Source organism: Streptococcus sp. HMSC034B05 (assembly GCF_001809055.1).
Classification (GTDB): Bacteria; Bacillota; Bacilli; order Lactobacillales; family Streptococcaceae; genus Streptococcus; species Streptococcus constellatus.
The window spans coordinates 97,187-113,860 of the sequence record NZ_KV795581.1; the positions used below are offsets into that span (position 1 = coordinate 97,187).

General features: G+C 40.1%; 15 protein-coding genes and 1 pseudogene. All 16 read right to left on the minus strand.

Annotated features, from left to right (window positions below; all coding sequences use genetic code 11):
* Nucleotides 1–11: 11 nt before the first annotated feature.
* Nucleotides 12–1,718, minus strand: coding sequence for a dihydrolipoyl dehydrogenase (gene lpdA, locus HMPREF2542_RS00505; protein ID WP_070484096.1), 1,707 nt, complete (start codon nt 1,716–1,718; stop codon nt 12–14).
* Between the two features lie 35 nt (nt 1,719–1,753).
* Nucleotides 1,754–2,797: a dihydrolipoamide acetyltransferase gene (locus HMPREF2542_RS00510; RefSeq protein ID WP_070484099.1), complete on the minus strand. Its 1,044-nt coding sequence runs from the start codon at nt 2,795–2,797 to the stop codon at nt 1,754–1,756.
* Between the two features lie 155 nt (nt 2,798–2,952).
* Nucleotides 2,953–3,945, minus strand: coding sequence for an alpha-ketoacid dehydrogenase subunit beta (locus HMPREF2542_RS00515; RefSeq protein ID WP_058669538.1), 993 nt, complete (start codon nt 3,943–3,945; stop codon nt 2,953–2,955).
* A 20-nt stretch (nt 3,946–3,965) separates the two neighbouring features.
* A complete protein-coding gene (locus tag HMPREF2542_RS00520; RefSeq protein WP_058669539.1) occupies nt 3,966–4,934 on the minus strand; it encodes a thiamine pyrophosphate-dependent dehydrogenase E1 component subunit alpha in 969 nt (322 codons plus the stop codon).
* Nucleotides 4,935–5,095: 161 nt separating this feature from the next.
* Nucleotides 5,096–6,256 carry an ATP-grasp domain-containing protein gene (locus HMPREF2542_RS00525; protein WP_058669540.1) on the minus strand — a complete coding sequence of 387 codons (1,161 nt, stop codon included), beginning with the start codon at nt 6,254–6,256 and terminating at the stop codon, nt 5,096–5,098.
* Nucleotides 6,257–6,275: 19 nt separating this feature from the next.
* Nucleotides 6,276–7,016, minus strand: coding sequence for an esterase family protein (locus HMPREF2542_RS00530; RefSeq protein WP_058669541.1), 741 nt, complete (start codon nt 7,014–7,016; stop codon nt 6,276–6,278).
* A gap of 34 nt (nt 7,017–7,050) precedes the next feature.
* Nucleotides 7,051–7,875: an alpha/beta hydrolase gene (locus HMPREF2542_RS00535; protein ID WP_006269503.1), complete on the minus strand. Its 825-nt coding sequence runs from the start codon at nt 7,873–7,875 to the stop codon at nt 7,051–7,053.
* A gap of 131 nt (nt 7,876–8,006) precedes the next feature.
* Nucleotides 8,007–9,341: a methylenetetrahydrofolate--tRNA-(uracil(54)-C(5))-methyltransferase (FADH(2)-oxidizing) TrmFO gene (gene trmFO / locus HMPREF2542_RS00540; protein ID WP_058669542.1), complete on the minus strand. Its 1,335-nt coding sequence runs from the start codon at nt 9,339–9,341 to the stop codon at nt 8,007–8,009.
* 174 nt (nt 9,342–9,515) lie between these two features.
* Nucleotides 9,516–10,013, minus strand: a complete 498-nt coding sequence (locus HMPREF2542_RS00545) for a hypothetical protein (protein WP_058669543.1) — start codon at nt 10,011–10,013, stop codon at nt 9,516–9,518.
* Nucleotides 10,014–10,074: 61 nt separating this feature from the next.
* A complete protein-coding gene (topA, locus tag HMPREF2542_RS00550) occupies nt 10,075–12,168 on the minus strand; it encodes a type I DNA topoisomerase (RefSeq protein WP_102989250.1) in 2,094 nt (697 codons plus the stop codon).
* 85 nt (nt 12,169–12,253) lie between these two features.
* The gene (gene dprA, locus HMPREF2542_RS00555) at nt 12,254–13,096 is read right to left on the minus strand and encodes a DNA-processing protein DprA (RefSeq protein WP_037597009.1); all 843 of its coding nucleotides are present in this window, start codon (nt 13,094–13,096) and stop codon (nt 12,254–12,256) included.
* 84 nt (nt 13,097–13,180) lie between these two features.
* Entirely contained in the window at nt 13,181–13,738 is a 558-nt protein-coding gene (locus HMPREF2542_RS00560) for a sugar O-acetyltransferase (protein WP_037597008.1), read from the minus strand.
* Nucleotides 13,739–13,803: 65 nt separating this feature from the next.
* A pseudogene (locus tag HMPREF2542_RS09390) lies at nt 13,804–14,017 on the minus strand (CAT RNA binding domain-containing protein); the annotation flags it as partial.
* Complete coding sequence (locus HMPREF2542_RS00565; protein ID WP_006267744.1) at nt 14,014–14,796, minus strand: ribonuclease HII; 783 nt, start codon at nt 14,794–14,796, stop codon at nt 14,014–14,016. The pseudogene HMPREF2542_RS09390 and the gene HMPREF2542_RS00565, both read right to left, overlap by 4 nt.
* A complete protein-coding gene (gene ylqF, locus HMPREF2542_RS00570) occupies nt 14,783–15,634 on the minus strand; it encodes a ribosome biogenesis GTPase YlqF (protein WP_058669545.1) in 852 nt (283 codons plus the stop codon). Before ylqF ends, HMPREF2542_RS00565 begins: the two co-directional genes overlap by 14 nt.
* A gap of 119 nt (nt 15,635–15,753) precedes the next feature.
* Complete coding sequence (locus tag HMPREF2542_RS00575; protein ID WP_058669546.1) at nt 15,754–16,671, minus strand: MBL fold metallo-hydrolase; 918 nt, start codon at nt 16,669–16,671, stop codon at nt 15,754–15,756.
* Nucleotides 16,672–16,674: the final 3 nt, after the last annotated feature.

Genomic DNA, 16,674 nt, shown 5'->3' on the forward strand with positions numbered 1-16,674 from the left:
TGAGGCCTCCTTTATTTCTTCTTAGGTGAGTGGACAGCCAGTCCCAGCACATCCGCAAAGGCTTCATACATGACTTCAGAGTAGGTTGGGTGACCATGGATGGTCTTGAGCATTTCCTCTACTGTGATTTCCATCTCGATGATGCTGGATGCTTCGTTGATCAGCTCTGCTGCTGCAGGGCCAATGATGTGAACGCCCAGAATCTCACCGTATTTCTTATCAGCAATAACCTTGACAAAGCCTTGAGCCGCATCTGAGGCGATAGCCCGGCCGTTAGCCGCGAAGTTAAATTTACCGATAGCTACGTCATATTTCTCGCGGGCCTGTTCTTCGGTCAAGCCGACTGCAGCCACTTCCGGTAGGGTGTAGATAGCGGCCGGAGTCAGGTTGAGCTTGGCTACAGCGTGGTTGCCCTTAAGGGCATTCTCAGCTGCGACCTCTCCCATACGGAAGGCAGCGTGGGCCAACATCTTAGTGCCGTTGATATCTCCCGGTGCGTAGATGCCTGAGACAGAGGTTTCCATGTATTCGTTGACCTTGATACGGCCGCGGTCCAATTCAAACTCGACCTCACCGATACCCTCCAGATCCGGTACCCGGCCGATGGAAAGAAGAGCTTTGCTAGCGATAATATCGTCCTTGCCTTCGACCTTGATGCGGAGCTGGCCGTTTTCTTCGATGATTTCCTGCAGTTTGGTGCCAGTCAGGATAGTCATGCCCTTGCGCTCCAGGATAAGACGGAGGTTTTTAGAGACTTCCGCATCCATGGCTGGGACAATCCAATCCATCATTTCAATGACGGTTACTTTACTGCCGAAAGTCATAAAGGCTTGACCAAGTTCGATACCAACAACACCGCCGCCAATGATAACCAGGCTTTCTGGCACTTCATTCATGTCTAAAATGTCATCACTGGTCATGACAAGAGGTGATTCCATACCTGGGACATTGAGCTTGCTGACTTTGGAACCACCAGCAAGGATGATCTTCTTGGTTTCCAGCAGGTCTGTGCCGTTGACCAGGACATTTTTATCCTTGGTAATGGTTCCGATACCCTTATGAATATCAACGCCGTAGCTGCGTAGGAGGCCGGCCACTCCGCCAACCAGAGTGTTGACGACCTTGTTCTTGGTTTCCAGGACCTTGTCCATATCCACGGTAAAGCTTGGGTTTTCAATGATAATTCCGCGGTTCGCCGCATGCCCCAGAGTCTCAATAATTTCAGCATTGTGGAGGTAGGTCTTAGTCGGAATACAGCCGCGATTGAGGCAGGTTCCGCCCAGTTCAGACTTCTCAACTAAGGCAATCTTACCGCCCAGCTGAGCTGCCTTGATGGCTGCAACATAACCTGCTGGGCCTCCGCCAATGACTACGATGTCATAGGCATCATCACTCTTATCGTCATCTGATGGTGCTGTCGCTGCCGGCGGTGCAGGACTTTCCGCCGGAGTCGCGCCGCCAGCGCTAGGGATGTCTTCCCCTTCCTCTCCCAGATAGCCGATGACTTCTGTGACAGGGACGGTTTCCCCATCTCCCTTGAGGATGGCAATCAGGTAGCCGTCTTCTTCTGCTTCCAATTCCATGCTGACCTTGTCGGTCATGATTTCCAGGAGAATTTCCCCTTCTTTGACAAATTCGCCGACCTTTTTATTCCATTGGACAATCTGTCCCTCGGTCATATCAACGCCGGCCTTGGGCATAATTACTTCTAAAGCCATTTTTTACTCCTCTTTTATACTTTTTAAATAACCTCTTAGACCAACATAGAGATTGGATCTTCAATCAAAGCTTTCAGGTCCTTCATAAACTTAGCTCCAGCCATACCGTCGACGACCCTGTGGTCAATGGTCAGTCCCAGGCTCATAATCGGCCGGATGACAATTTCTCCGTTCAGGGCAACAGGTTTCTCAATAGTGGCACTGACGCCCAAGATGGCCGAGTTAGGCTGATTGATAATCGGGCCAAAGGATTGGACACCAAACATGCCCAGATTGCTGATGGTGAAGGTAGAATTTTGCAGCTCGCTCGGTGCCAGCTTGCCATCCAGGGTCCGGCCGATGATATCCTTGAAGGCCACAACTAGCTCAGACAGGCTCATCTTATCAGCATTGTAGACTACAGGCGTCATGAGACCATTATCCATACCGACAGCCATGGCCAGATTGACATAGTTGTGGGTGATGATGGTCTTGCCGTCCTCGGTCAGGGAGGAATTGAGATAAGGGTGCTTCATCAGGGTTTTAACCACAGCCAACGACAGCAAATCTGTGACCGTCACCTTCTTGCCGGTCGCTTCCATGATTGGATCTATAACCTTCTTGCGTAGGGCCAGCATTTCCGTCATATCCACATCATAGTTGAGGGTAAAGGTCGGCGCCGTCAGATAGGAATCCACCATCCGTTGGGCGATAACCTTGCGCATCGGTGTCATTGGAATACGCTCAATCTCACCGTAAGGCGTGATATTATCTGGTACTTCTTCAACCTTTTCAATAACAGTCGGCGACTTGATGCTGTCACTTTCGACATTTTCAGGCAGGAAGGCCAGGACATCCTTCTTCATAATCTTGCCACGGTGCCCAGTTCCCTGAATCTCATTCCAGGCGATATTGTGCTCCTCGGCTATGCGCTTGGCCAGCGGTGAAATCCGAACCGCATGGGTATCTTGATAGGTTTCCACATCTTCCTTGTGGACGCGACCGTTTGAGCCTGAACCGGAAACATCGTAAAGATTGATTCCCAGATCGTCTGCCAGCTTTCTAGCTGCAGGGGTCGCTCTTAATTTTTTGTCATCCATGATCTCTCTCATTCTTAAATAATTCATTGGTCGAGGCAACATTTGCCCTTATTTTTGTTTTTATTCTAGTAATATTAGCAAAAATCGGATTTTTATTCTCAGTTATTTATACATAATTTAAATTACGTAAATGTTAGTCATTGTTTATCTACACCTTACTCTTTATGATAAGTCTTACGGATAGCGTCTTTGATGGATTCTACTGTCGGAATCATGGCATTTTCAAGATTTTGAGCATAAGGCATCGGCACGTCTTCTCCAGCACAGCGACGAATCGGTGCATCCAGATAGTCAAAGGCTTCAGACTCAGATATAATAGCCGAAATTTCTCCGATATAGCCGCTGGTCTTATGGGCATCGTTGACCAGAACGACTTTTCCTGTTTTTTTAACTGAGTTAATAATAATATCTTTATCAAGCGGTACCAAGGTACGAGGATCGACTACTTCTACTGAAATGCCTTCTTCTGTCAATTCTTCAGCTGCTTGCATAACTCTGCGGAGCATTTTCCCATAAGTCACAACTGTTACGTCCATTCCTTCTTTTTTGATGTCACCAACACCGAGAGGGATTGTATAATCAGGGTCAAGTGGAACTTCGCCTTTTTGGTTGAATTCTGATTTATACTCAAGGATAATAACAGGATTGTTGTCGCGAATTGAAGATTTCAACAATCCCTTCATATCTGCGGGAGTTCCAGGTGCTACGACTTTGAGACCGGGAATATGGGTAAACCAAGATTCTAAAGATTGCGAGTGTTGAGCAGCTGATCCGACACCATTTCCAGCTGCGCAACGAATTGTCATCGGAACTTGTCCTTTACCACCAAACATATAACGTGTTTTAGCAGCCTGGTTGACAATCGCATCCATGGCAATGACAGAAAAGTCCATGAAAGTCATATCTACAATAGGACGAAGGCCTGTCATGGCAGCTCCTGCTGCAGCTCCTGAAATGGCTGCTTCAGAAATTGGGCAGTCCCGCACGCGCTTAGGGCCAAATTCTTCTAACATTCCGACGGATGTTCCAAAATCTCCTCCGAAAATGCCGACATCTTCTCCCATTAACAACACATTTTCATCAAGACGCATTTCCTCAGACATGGCAAGGATAATGGTGTCACGGAAAGACATTGTTTTTGTTTCCATTATTGTTCAATCTCCTCTCTTTAATCTGCATAAATATCTTCAAAAGCTGATTCAAGCGGTGGGAATGGACTTTCTTCCGCGAATTTTACAGATGCTTCTACTGCTTCTTTAACCTCTGCTTGAATAGCCTCTAACTCTTCATCGCTTGCAATCTGATTTGCTAGTAAGTATTTACGGAGATTTTCAATCGGATCTTTTTTCTTCCACTCCTCTACTTCTTCACGCGTCCGATACTTGCCAGGGTCAGATGAAGAATGCCCCAGCCAGCGGTAGGTAATGCTCTCAATCAGGACAGGCCCCTTGCCTCTGCGGACGTGGTCCACCGCTTTTTTGAAACCTTCATAGACATCTAGGACATTGTTGCCATCCTCGATAAACAACCCCGGAATGCCATAGGCTGCACTGCGCTCGTGAATATGCTCAACATTGGTCATTTTCTTGATATCAGCTGAAATGCCGTATCCGTTATTGATGCAGTAGAAAATCACTGGCAAATTCCAAATAGAAGCCATATTAACTGCTTCATGAAAAACACCTTCGTTAGTTGCTCCGTCACCAAAAAAGCAAACGACAATCTTTCCTGTATGATGCATTTGCTGAGTAAGGGCTGCACCGACAGCAATTCCCATGCCGCCGCCAACAATACCATTTGCTCCCAAATTTCCAGCATCCAAATCAGCAATATGCATGGAGCCACCTTTTCCTTTGCAGGTTCCGTTGTATTTGCCCATGATTTCTGCCATCATGCCATTCAGATCAATCCCTTTAGCAATGGCTTGGCCATGACCACGGTGGTTGGATGTAATCAAATCATCAGGATCGAGGGCCAACATAGCTCCGACACTCGCTGCTTCTTCTCCGACTGAAAAGTGAGTCATGCCTGGAACTTTCCCCTTTTTTACGAGCTGAGCAATTTTTAAGTCCATCCGACGAATTTCTTCCATCTTCCGAAACATCTCTAACAAGAGATTTTTATCTAACATTGCCATATTTTTTACCTTTCTAAACTTGGTTTCTACAATCACATTCTAACCAATCCTAAAAAAACTGTCAAAATTTATGCTTGCAGAATTTCACAAAGAAAAATCAGCTAACCTTGCTGGCAAGCTGATTTGAATTGACAAAATAAAAATTTCACAAATAGATTTTTCTACTTTTTCCCAAAATCTTCTATCATTTGATTGATTTCTGAACGATTTGGTGTTGTTAAGATATAATGAATATCTCCTTGTAAATCAGCAAAAGCCTGTGGCATAATTTTTACTGCTTTTAACTTATCACCGTATTTTTCACGCAACTCTTCTTCTGAATATACATAATTTGAGGTTGAACGACGAGCAGTCACCAAGCCATATTGTGTTTCTACTTGAGACTGTGGGAAAGGTTCACCGTTTACAACAGCTGCATATCCACGATAAAGGTCAATGGAATGAGCAAAGTTATACAAATCAATAGTGAAAGCGCCCGCTGGACGATTATTGTATTCTATGGCGATATAATCATCTCCATTATGGAAAAATTCAATATGGAAGAAACGTTCTTTCATGCCGAACGTTTTAATGATAGCTTCCCCATATTGACGTAATTTAGGATCCATATCTTTTATAATATAGTATGAGTTTTCGTAATGATTTAATATTAAATCTAAAGGAGTATAAGCATAGTCGAAAGTTGTTGAAAACACAATATTTCCCTTTGAATCTAGTAGCCCGTCAAATGTACAAATTTGTCCAGAATCAACAAATTTTTCAAAGAAATAAACGGTCTGCTTATCCCATTCTTGCTTAAACTGTTCAACATCTTCACTGCTTTCAAGTTTATAAGTTCCCGCTGCGCCAACTCCATTATCTGGCTTCGCAATCAATGGAAGACCAATTTTACTTACCGCCATGTCAACTGCCTGCAAGGTTTTTACAATTTGACCAGGAACGACAGGAACTCCGGCCTTTTTAAAAAGTTTCTTCATTTCAGATTTGAATTTTGTCTTTTTCAAGTCTTTTGGTTTTGGTCCTACAACATTGAACTGTTCACGCAATTTTGCATCTTGATCTAACCAATATTCATTGTGTGACTCAATGCGGTCAATTGGTCCGTGCTTGTAAAAAAGGAAAGCTACAGCACGTTTCACTTCATCAAGATTTTCTAAATTTTCCACACGAAAATATTCTGTTAAAGCATTTTTCAACGGTTGATCTAGTTGATCATAAGGTTCCTGCCCGATGCCCAAAACAGTAATTCCTTTATTTGCAAGTTCAACAGTAAATTGTTGAAAATTTTGCGGATAATAAGGTGAAATAACGATATAGTTCATAATAGTGTTTCCTTTCTAATCATAGGTTTAATTGATTGAGAAAATAAGGCATTTGCTTGCGCCACCAAATCCAGTCATGCGAAACATCATATCCCCATTCAGCAAACCATGCCGGAATGTTCTTATGTTCAAAGGCTTCTTTTAAGGTGTAGAAAGAAGGTAGTCCGTCCTGTTCCCATGCACCAAGTCCTGTACAGACAATAATATCAGCATTGCGACAGCGATCAATAAACCAGCCATCATTTTGATTCCAAATATAATCTGCCGGTGAATTTTGATAAATTATTTCATCCTCTAAACAATCACCAACAAAATAGCGCGCATCATAAACTCCGCTCAGTGCAATGACTTTATTGAAGACATCGGGGTGCTGGAGAAAGAAATTAACAGCGTGATAGGCTCCCATGGAACAACCTGTCGTCATCATTGGATCAAACCAACCTGTTTTATGCTTGATAAAAGGAATGGCTTCCTCAATGACATAGCGCTCATAGGCTCGGTGCATTTCTGCTCGGTCGTGAGGAGATTTCCAATCAGCCAGCCAGCTTTCACTATCTACACTACTCAAAGTGAAAAATTGGATTTTTCCTGTTTCGATAAACCATGAACAAGCCTCAATCATACCAAAATCTGCATATTCATTATGACCGCCTCCCGATGAAGCGAAAACGATTACAGGCATTCCAGCGTGTCCATAACGATTCACATACATTTCACGGCTTAAATTACCGCTCCAATGACTTAAAAATTCAACATGCATATAAATTCTCTTCTCATATTCTTAATTGATTTATTTACCATTTTTCACTAAAGAAGCGAAGGCAATCAGGTAAATGCTCAGCCCAAGCCATTTCATTGTGTTCTGCACCGGCTTGGATATAAAACAATAGATTTTCCAAATCTAAACCACCTGCAATTAACTGACGAAAGTAGGTTAATGACGAATCAATATAAGCTTGCTTGATATTGCCAGCCATCAAGGTTTTATCTGTATCATCTGCTTCTTCTGTTCCAACATAAATATAAATATGCTGATCTGCTAATAAGTTATGACGTTCTATATAACGATTGAATGCTTCTTGGTGTAGCCAGTTCGCAGATGAGAAAACACCCAAGCAACCGATTTGCTCTTGGTATTCAATTCCCATAAACTGCGTAATATTTCCACCCAAAGAAGAACCAACCATGCCCGTGTGTGCTCGGTCTGACTTGGTACGATAATGCTCGTCAACAAAGGGTTTGACAACTTCCATGACAAACTCAGCATACTCTGTCCCTTTGCCTCCAAATTCTATACCTGGAATAGTTGACTCCTGGTATTTCCAAGCAGAATACTCATTCATTCGATTAAAACCGTCGTTGTCAATAGCTACCACAATCATTTTTTCAATGTCCGGATTTCGCTTAATTGTTGGAATAATCTTCCAAGAATGACCGCTAAAAGACTCCTTACTATAAAGGACATTTTGACCGTCATGAAAATAAACTACAGGATAAGATTTCTTAGTATTTTGCTCATAATTTCTAGGAAGGAGCACCCGAACACGACGCTTTTGTTTAGTATAAGGCACTTCTAATTCATGTGTTCTAACTTCAAGGTAAAAATAGGAATGGTTCATTATCAGAAAACTTTCTATTTTCAAAATTTTTATCTATTATATCATAAAATATGCAAAAAAGTTAGGAATTCCTAACTTTTTTAATACTTTTACAACTTATCGTCATTATTTCCATTTTTTCAGAAAGAAAATTAGAGATTTTGATAGCTTTCGATAGCTTGTAGAGCTCGTTTTGCTATTTTTTCATAGCGTTCTTTCTTGTCTCGAATTCGAGGACCGTCCAATTCTTTGATAATTCCAAAGTTGATATTCATCGGCTGGAAATGTTTGCTGTCAGCGTGCGTGATATAATGAGGTAAGCTTCCAATAGCAGTTGTTTCTGGAAAGATCACAGCTTCTGCTCTATTGAAAAGACGAACTGCATTGATACTAGCTACGAGTCCAGATGCAGCGGATTCCACATATCCCTCTACACCAGTCATCTGACCCGCAAAGAAGATATTCTGTTGTTTTTTAGACTGAAAAGTTTGAGTCAGAAGATTCGGTGAATCCATGTAAGAATTACGGTGCATCACGCCATAGCGAACAAACTCTGCATTTTCCAAACCTGGAATCATCCGAAAAACGCGCTTCTGTTCGCCCCATTTAAGATGTGTCTGAAATCCAACGATATTATAAAGACTCCCAGCTGCATTGTCTTGACGAAGCTGAACGACTGCGTATGGCGTCTTAAATTCGCCATCACGAGGACCTTGATAGTCATCTGGGTATTCCAAGCCGACCGGTTTCATAGGACCGTAGAGCATGGTTTTTATCCCTCTCTTAGCCATCACCTCAATCGGCATGCAGCCTTCAAAATATTTTTCTTTTTCAAAAGCATTGAGAGGCGCTTCCTCAGCATTGATTAAAGCATCGTGAAAAGCTATAAATTCACTTTTAGTCATGGGAGCATTTAGATAAGCAGCTTCTCCCTTGTCATAGCGAGACTTGAGATAAACTTTTTCCATATCAATCGTATTGACATCTACAATTGGTGCTGCAGCATCATAAAAGTAAAATCCAGTTCCACCATTTAGCGCATGGATTTTTTTAGCAAGCGCATCACTTGTCAAAGGACCTGTCGCAATAACAGTAATCGTATCGTTAGGGATTTCTGTTATTTCCTCACGAATAACCTCAATGAAAGGATGATTATTTAGCTCATCGGTGACTGATTTTGAAAAGCTCTCTCTATCAACCGCTAACGCTCCTCCGGCCGGTACACGCGTAGCTTCTGCTGCTCGCATAATGATTGAATCCAAACGGCGCATTTCTTCTTTTAGCAGACCAACTGCGTTTGTCAGTGAATCTCCCCGTAGAGAATTAGAACAGACTAGTTCTGCAAAATCACTAGTCTTATGCTGAGGAGTGGATTTCATTCCGCGCATTTCGTACAGTTTAACAGGAATACCGCGTTTAGCAATCTGATAAGCTACTTCGCTGCCAGCCAGACCAGCTCCTATGACATTGATGTAAGATTGAGACATACAACGAATACCTATTTGGGAGGGTTACTCCCACAAATCTTTCTAATTATTCTTTATCATTATAACAAAAAAAGCCTCTACTGACGAGTGAGACTTTCTAGAACACAAATACACTAACTTATTAGTATCCATCCTCAAACATTGGTGTAAAGAATATAATGATTGGTCATGTATCTATTTCTTTAACATTTTTTCCAGATAAGCAATTTTAACAGAATCCTTATCATTATTTTGGTCATTTCGATAGGAATCTTGCGAAGATGCTGTGTAAATCTTAAGATATTGTTCAGCATCAGGAAGAAAATAAATTACCCCTGCTGTTTCATGTTTTACCAATTCATCTAAAGGAATCCCAGCAAAGTTTTCTAAAGTATTCATGCTACCAAACTCAACCGATAGATTTCCTTTTTGAAATTCGTGCTCGTGCAAATCTACTAATTGGTAGCCAAGCCGGTTCATAATCGTTTCAATCTTTTTAAAATCATAAATTCGTACCTCATCAGGTGCGTCCCATCCCCTAGGATCTCCTGGAACATGGATATCAATATCTCGTGCTTGCCAGTCTTGACCAGTTACCTGTTCAAGACCTAGCGAGCCCATAAGAAAAGGAATAATTCCGATTTTATTTAATTCCTCGGAAATTTTTAAAAACTCATGAAACTTCTCTTTCATATAATCTCCTTTTGTGGATGCGAAAATTATTTGCATAAGTTAAATTATGTAAAACATTGAATTATTTTACTTTTTCTTCTTCGTAATCCCCGTTGCTGCAGACAACTTGTTTGCCACCACCGCGAACTTTCTTTTCTACAAGATACTGACCGCATTTCGGACAAGAGCGACCAACCGGTTTATCCCAAGAGGTGAAGTCACAATCTGGATAGCGATTGCAACCATAAAAAAGCCGATTGCGCTTGGTTTTGCGCTCAATGATTTGTCCTTGATGACATTTAGGACACTCTACGCCTATTTTTTTGACAATTGCTTGGGTGTGACGACAATCGGGGAAGTTGCTACAAGCATAGAATTTACCATAACGTCCTAACTTGATAACCATAGGACTTCCACAAACTTCACAATCAAAACCAGCCGGTTCGTCTTTAATTTGAATTTTCTCCATTTCAGTTTCTGCTTTAGAAACTTCTTTTTCAAATGGTTTATAAAATTCGTCAATGACCTTTTTCCACTGCTCTTTTCCGACTTCTACATCATCCAATTTGGCTTCCATATCAGCGGTAAACTTCACATTGACAATATCTGGGAAGAATTCAACAATCAATGAATTCACAATTTCTCCCAATTCGGTTGGTTCAAAGCGTTTGGAAACTAATTTTACATAGTAGCGTTTTTGAATAGTTTCGATCGTTGGTGCATAAGTTGATGGACGCCCAACGCCATTCTCCTCCAAGGTCTTAATTAAAGTTGCTTCTGAATAACGTGCTGGTGGTTGAGTAAAATGCTGCTCAGGATTGGTGTTGATACACTTAACCAAATCACCTTTTTTCATGTCTGGCAGCATTTTGTTTTTATCAGAGTCGTTATAAATAGCTAGATAACCATCAAATTTAACCTGACTACCATTTGCAGCAAATTGAACACCATTTTGCTCTAACTTCACACTCATCGTGTCAAATACCGCAGCAGTCATTTGACTCGCCACGAAACGATTCCAAATCAACGTATACAATTTCAATTGATCTTTATCTAGATATTTTGCGATATTGTCAGGTGTATTAAATACACTTGACGGACGAATCGCTTCATGAGCATCTTGTGCGCCAGAAGTATTTCGGACTCTACTGCCATGTTTAGAATATTTTTCGCCAAAACGATCTGTAATGAAAGTTGCAGCTTCGTTTTGAGCTACTGGGCTAATACGAGTAGAATCTGTACGCATATAGGTAATCAAACCTTGCACACCAGAACCGATATTGATTCCTTCGTAGAGTTGTTGAGCGACCATCATAGTTTTGCGAGTTCGGAAATTGATTTTATTAGCAGCGTCTTGCTGCATAGATGATGTAGTATAAGGTAACGGAGCATGACGCTTGCGTTCCTTTTTCTCAACACTTTCCACGGTAAATTCATCATTCTTGATTTGAGAAAGAACATTTTTGACATCATCGTTGATAGCAAGTTTCATTTTCTTGCCATTTATACCATAAAAGCTTGCTTGAAATTGCCGAGCACCTTTCTTGAACGTTCCATCAATCGTCCAATATTCTTCTGGATTAAAAGCATTAATTTCGTTTTCACGATCAATGATGAGCTTCAAAGCAACAGATTGCACACGTCCAGCAGATAATCCCTTTTTGACCTTTTTCCAGAGAATTGGAGAGATAGAATACCCCACAATACGGTCAAGTACACGACGAGCTTGTTGAGCATCTACCAAATCCATATCAATTTGACGTGGTTCTTTAAAAGCATTTTTAACTGCATCTTTCGTAATTTCGTTGAAAACAACGCGATTTTTATCATGTTCATCCAGATTTAGAATATGAGCCAAATGCCAAGAAATAGCTTCTCCTTCTCGATCTGGGTCGCTCGCAAGATAGACTTGTTTAGCCTTTTTAGCTTCTTTTTTCAAATCATTGATAAGAGGACCCTTTCCACGAATATTGATATATTCTGGCTCATAATTATTTTCAAAATCAACGGACATCGTAGATTTTTTTAAATCTCGAATATGACCTACGCTGGCTAAAACCTTGTAGTTCCGTCCTAAATATTTTTCAATTGTTTTTGCCTTAGCTGGCGACTCTACAATCACCAGATTTTTTTTAGCTGTTATTTTTTTCTTCGTTTTTGTTGCCAATCTAAACACCTTCTAAAAGTAATAAACCTCATAGAGTTTAAACTATTTTTTTCAAGATGTCAACTAGTAGCATTCTCTTATAGGAGAACTTGTTTTAAAATTGGAATTCAGAAAGTACGTCAGCCCCTGATGTGATGCATTTTGCTCCTTCCTGAATCAAATGATGACAGCCATCACTTCTTCCATCTAAAATTGACCCTGGAATAGCAAATACATCTCGCCCTTCTTCCATTGCTCGCTCACAAGTAATAAGGCTGCCTGAGCGCATTTTTGCTTCGGCAACAATAACCCCTCTACACAATCCTGCTATAATCCGATTACGCTCTGGAAAATGAAATTTTAATGGCTCTGCTTCAGGACCATATTCACTAAGTACTAGATGATGTTCTCCCAAATACGATTGGAGTTTTTTATTTGCCCTTGGATAAAAAACGTCTAGACCCGTTCCGATAACTGCAATTGTTCGACCACCATTTTGCAATGCTGCCATGTGAGCTGAGGTATCAATTCCGCGTGCTAAACCACTCACGATAACCAATTCATTGTTTAGCTCTTTAATAATCTTTTGAACGGATTGACTGCCTACTCGGCTACTATTCCGACTTCCTACAACAGCTACTTTAGGTAATTTTAGCAAATCCAAATTACCTTTATAAAAAAGAAGAACGGGTGGATTATAAATTTCACTCAAATCCCAAGGATATACATCTTCCAAGATAGAAAAAGATGGGAATTTCTCAAATTCTTGATGTAATAAATCATCATCTAATTGTAAATATTTTTCGATAAAAAGAGCAGGATTACGACATTCGGAGACAACTGCCATATCTTTGACTGACAATTCTTTTTCGCGAATTTCTGCGTATTCCAATACATTGATGACTTGTTGGTTGGTCAAACCAGCTGTTTTTAGTTTATAAATATCAAAATTATCCATTTTATCATTCCTTTTACTATTGCTAATTGTCTTTCAGTTATATTATTCGTAAAAGGAATTAAAAAAACGAGAAATTCTCGTTTTTTACATTCTATCTAATTCTTTAATAATCCGAGCTGGGTTTCCTGCTAAAACAACATTATCACCATAAGATTTAGTGACAACTGATCCCGCACCAACGACAACATTGTTACCTAATGTTACTCCTGGTAAAATCGTTACACCACCACCTGCCCAGAAATTATCCCCAATAGTTATCGGTGCACCATACTCTACACCTGATATGCGTTCTTGTGCATCTAAGGGATGGATAGGAGTCAGAAGTTGACAATTCGGCCCAAACAATGCATTTTTTCCAATTGTAATCGGACAGACATCAAGCATAGTTATGTTCCAATTAGAGTAGAAATTATCCCCTAAATGTATATTGATACCATAATCGCAAACAAAATTTGGCTTCATAGAAATACTTTCACCAGTAGAACCAAGCCATTCTTTTACTAAATCACTTCTTCTTTTGTCATCTCGTTCTGCGTTAAATGTGTATTGAAATTTGCAAGAACGAGATACAAGCTTGCGTAATTCTGGATCTTGAGGATTGTATAATTGTCCCGCTATCATTTTTTCATATTCAGTTTCCATTGATTTTCCTTTTCATTCTTGATAAATAAATGGTTAAATACATTTGTTCATCTATGCGCATAACTAATTTCATCAGCCATTTCAATGATATTAGAAGGCAATTCCAATAACAGGTCACGCTTGTTTTTCTGATAAAACATATTTTTTCTCAATTAGGTTGTCCTGAATGTCATCTCCCGCCTTACAACCAAAGGCTAACCCACGTCCCATTAGAACTACTTCTTGGTGATTTTCTTCAGAAATGACTACATTATTGTTTAAAACCTTGCTAATAATCATTTTTGATCCTCTGCCTTTTCAATCATAGATTTAATTGGTTCAAAGGTTTTCCGGTGGATAGGAGTAATCCCCTTTTTCTTTAAGCCTTCTAAATGGTGCTGGGTTCCATAGCCAGCATTATGCGCAAAGTCATAACCTGGATAAGTTAAGTCATAATCTGTCATCATGCGATCCCTAGTCACTTTTGCTACGATTGAAGCAGCCGCAATGGAGAGTGAATTGGCATCTCCTTTGATGATAGAAGTCTGTGGTATTTGAAGATCTAGCTTCATGGCATCAATCAGAAGATGTTGTGGAGTAATTTTAAGATTTCCAACTGCTTCTATCATAGCCAACTTCGTTGCTTCATAGATATTCACTTCATCAATAACTTGATTATCCTTGATACCAATACCAATTGCAACCGCTTGCTTTAGCACTTCTTGATAGATTGTTTCATGTTTTTTCTTAGAAATTTTCTTGCTATCGTTGAGACCTTTTATTTTAGAGTTTTTAGGTAAAATAACTGCTGCAGCCACAACAGGACCGGCCAAAGGACCACGACCAACTTCATCAATGCCGGCAATCCATTCTATACCTTGTGCATAAAAATCTTTTTCATAGCATAGCATTTTTTCCAATCGAGCGTCTTCTTCATACTCATCTTGAATTGCTTTGCGACGCTTAACAACCAATTTCTTTACCCCAGTCCGTTCATCATGAGCCAGCGCTTTAAAAAATGGATCATCCAAACCAGTAACTTGTTCCAACTGTTTCTGAATTTCTTTAATCGTTGCCATTCAAGTCTCCCAGCATATCCAATGTATATCGCCCTACTTTTCCGTCACGAATCTCTTTGATAAAAAGCTGATAAAACCGGTCATAATTATCGCGAAATCCTAATTTCTGTGTCATATCCATAATTATTTCCGGTGCTTCTTCTTTCAAGTCTATTTGCTTGAACCGTTCTCGAAGCTCTTTTGGATAATGTTCTTTAAAATAATTGATTCCGAAAATAGCAACTTCATCCATTGGGAGCAAATCGTCTTTAATTGCTCCTGTTAAAGCGAGTTTTAAAGCTACTTTTTCATCCTCAAACTTAGGCCAGAGAATCCCTGGAGTATCTAAAATTTCCAAGTCCTTATTAGACTTGAGCCACTGCTGCCCCTTGGTAACACCTGGTTTATTTCCAGTCACAGCGATTTTTTTCCCAGCTAAACGGTTCATCAGGGTTGATTTACCAGCGTTCGGGATGCCGATAATCATAGTCCGCAATGTTTCAATTTGGATCCCACGTTCTTTTTGCCGAGCAATTTTTTCTTTCATCAATGACTTAGCTGCTTCTGTGACTTTTTTAACAGTTGATTGTTCTTTAGAATTGATTGCCAAGGTCTTGATACCTTGACTTTCAAAATATCTTCGCCACTCTTTCGTCAGATCAGAATCAGCTAAATCCGTCTTATTTAAAATAAGAAGCTTGGGCTTATCGCCCACGATTTTAGTTAGCATAGGATTTTGACTAGATAATGGCAAACGCGCATCTATTAAAATTGTCACAAAATCCACAAATTTGATATTTTCTTGTACTTGTCTCCGAGCTTTTGACATGTGTCCTGGAAACCATTGAATTGTTACCATGAAAACCCTCTTTCTTACAGTATTCTAACATTTTCATTATATCAGAATTTTAAATAATCCGCATTGATAAATAGAGTCATAAAAAAAGCCTTTCAAAAATAAAAGGCGATTTTTAAATTTTAATGGTATAAAGCAGGTTTTCTATCTTGCTTATCGGTAAATGGAAGTCTTGGTTCACGAATCCGCTTTACATAATCAACAATTTCTTTTCCTTCATGGTCAAATTCTGCAACAGCAAAAAATTGATCATGATAAAAGAAAAATTTATAATGATTTTCAAATGCTTCCTTGAGCCATTTTTCTTTTGCAATAATAGAACGCATAGGATAGTCATCTACAGCAGCAACCCAAACAGGCTTACGATGCGCGTGGGTTAAGAGCAAATCTGCCATATGGATCATCGTTTCCTTTCCCTGTTTCAGTAAAATAATACTATGACCATTGCTATGCCCGCCAGTATGAACTAGTTGAATTTCTGGAATGATATTTAAATATTCAGTAAATGTCTCGACTTGATGCTGAATCGGCTCCCAATTTTCTCTTAGATAGGTTCCACGTGTTCGATTATTTGGATTCATCATTTCATACCATTCAATATCATTGACAAAAATCTTAGCATTAGGAAAGGTTGAAACCAATTGATTGTTTTCATCTAATTTCGTTAAACCGCCAGAGTGATCGTGGTGCATGTGAGTCATCAACACATGAGAAATATCTTTTGGTGTCAACCCTAAGGTTTCCAAGCTTTCCTCAATTCTGCTTTCGGATAAAATTCCTAGATTTCGTCTCTGTTTATCCGAAAGTTTAGCAGTATTAAAACTTGCATCAATTAAATAGTTTTTGTCCTTGTATTGAATCAATATGGGATCTGTCAATTCAACCATCATATTTTCTTTAGTTGTTGGATAATAGCGTGACCAAACAACTTTTGGTACAGGGCCAAAGAGAGTGCCTGCATCCGTCATTTTATCAGCACCACGTAACCAAATTAGTTTCATGTCTCCAAATTGATATTCTTGTAGAGTGAGTTTTGCCATTTC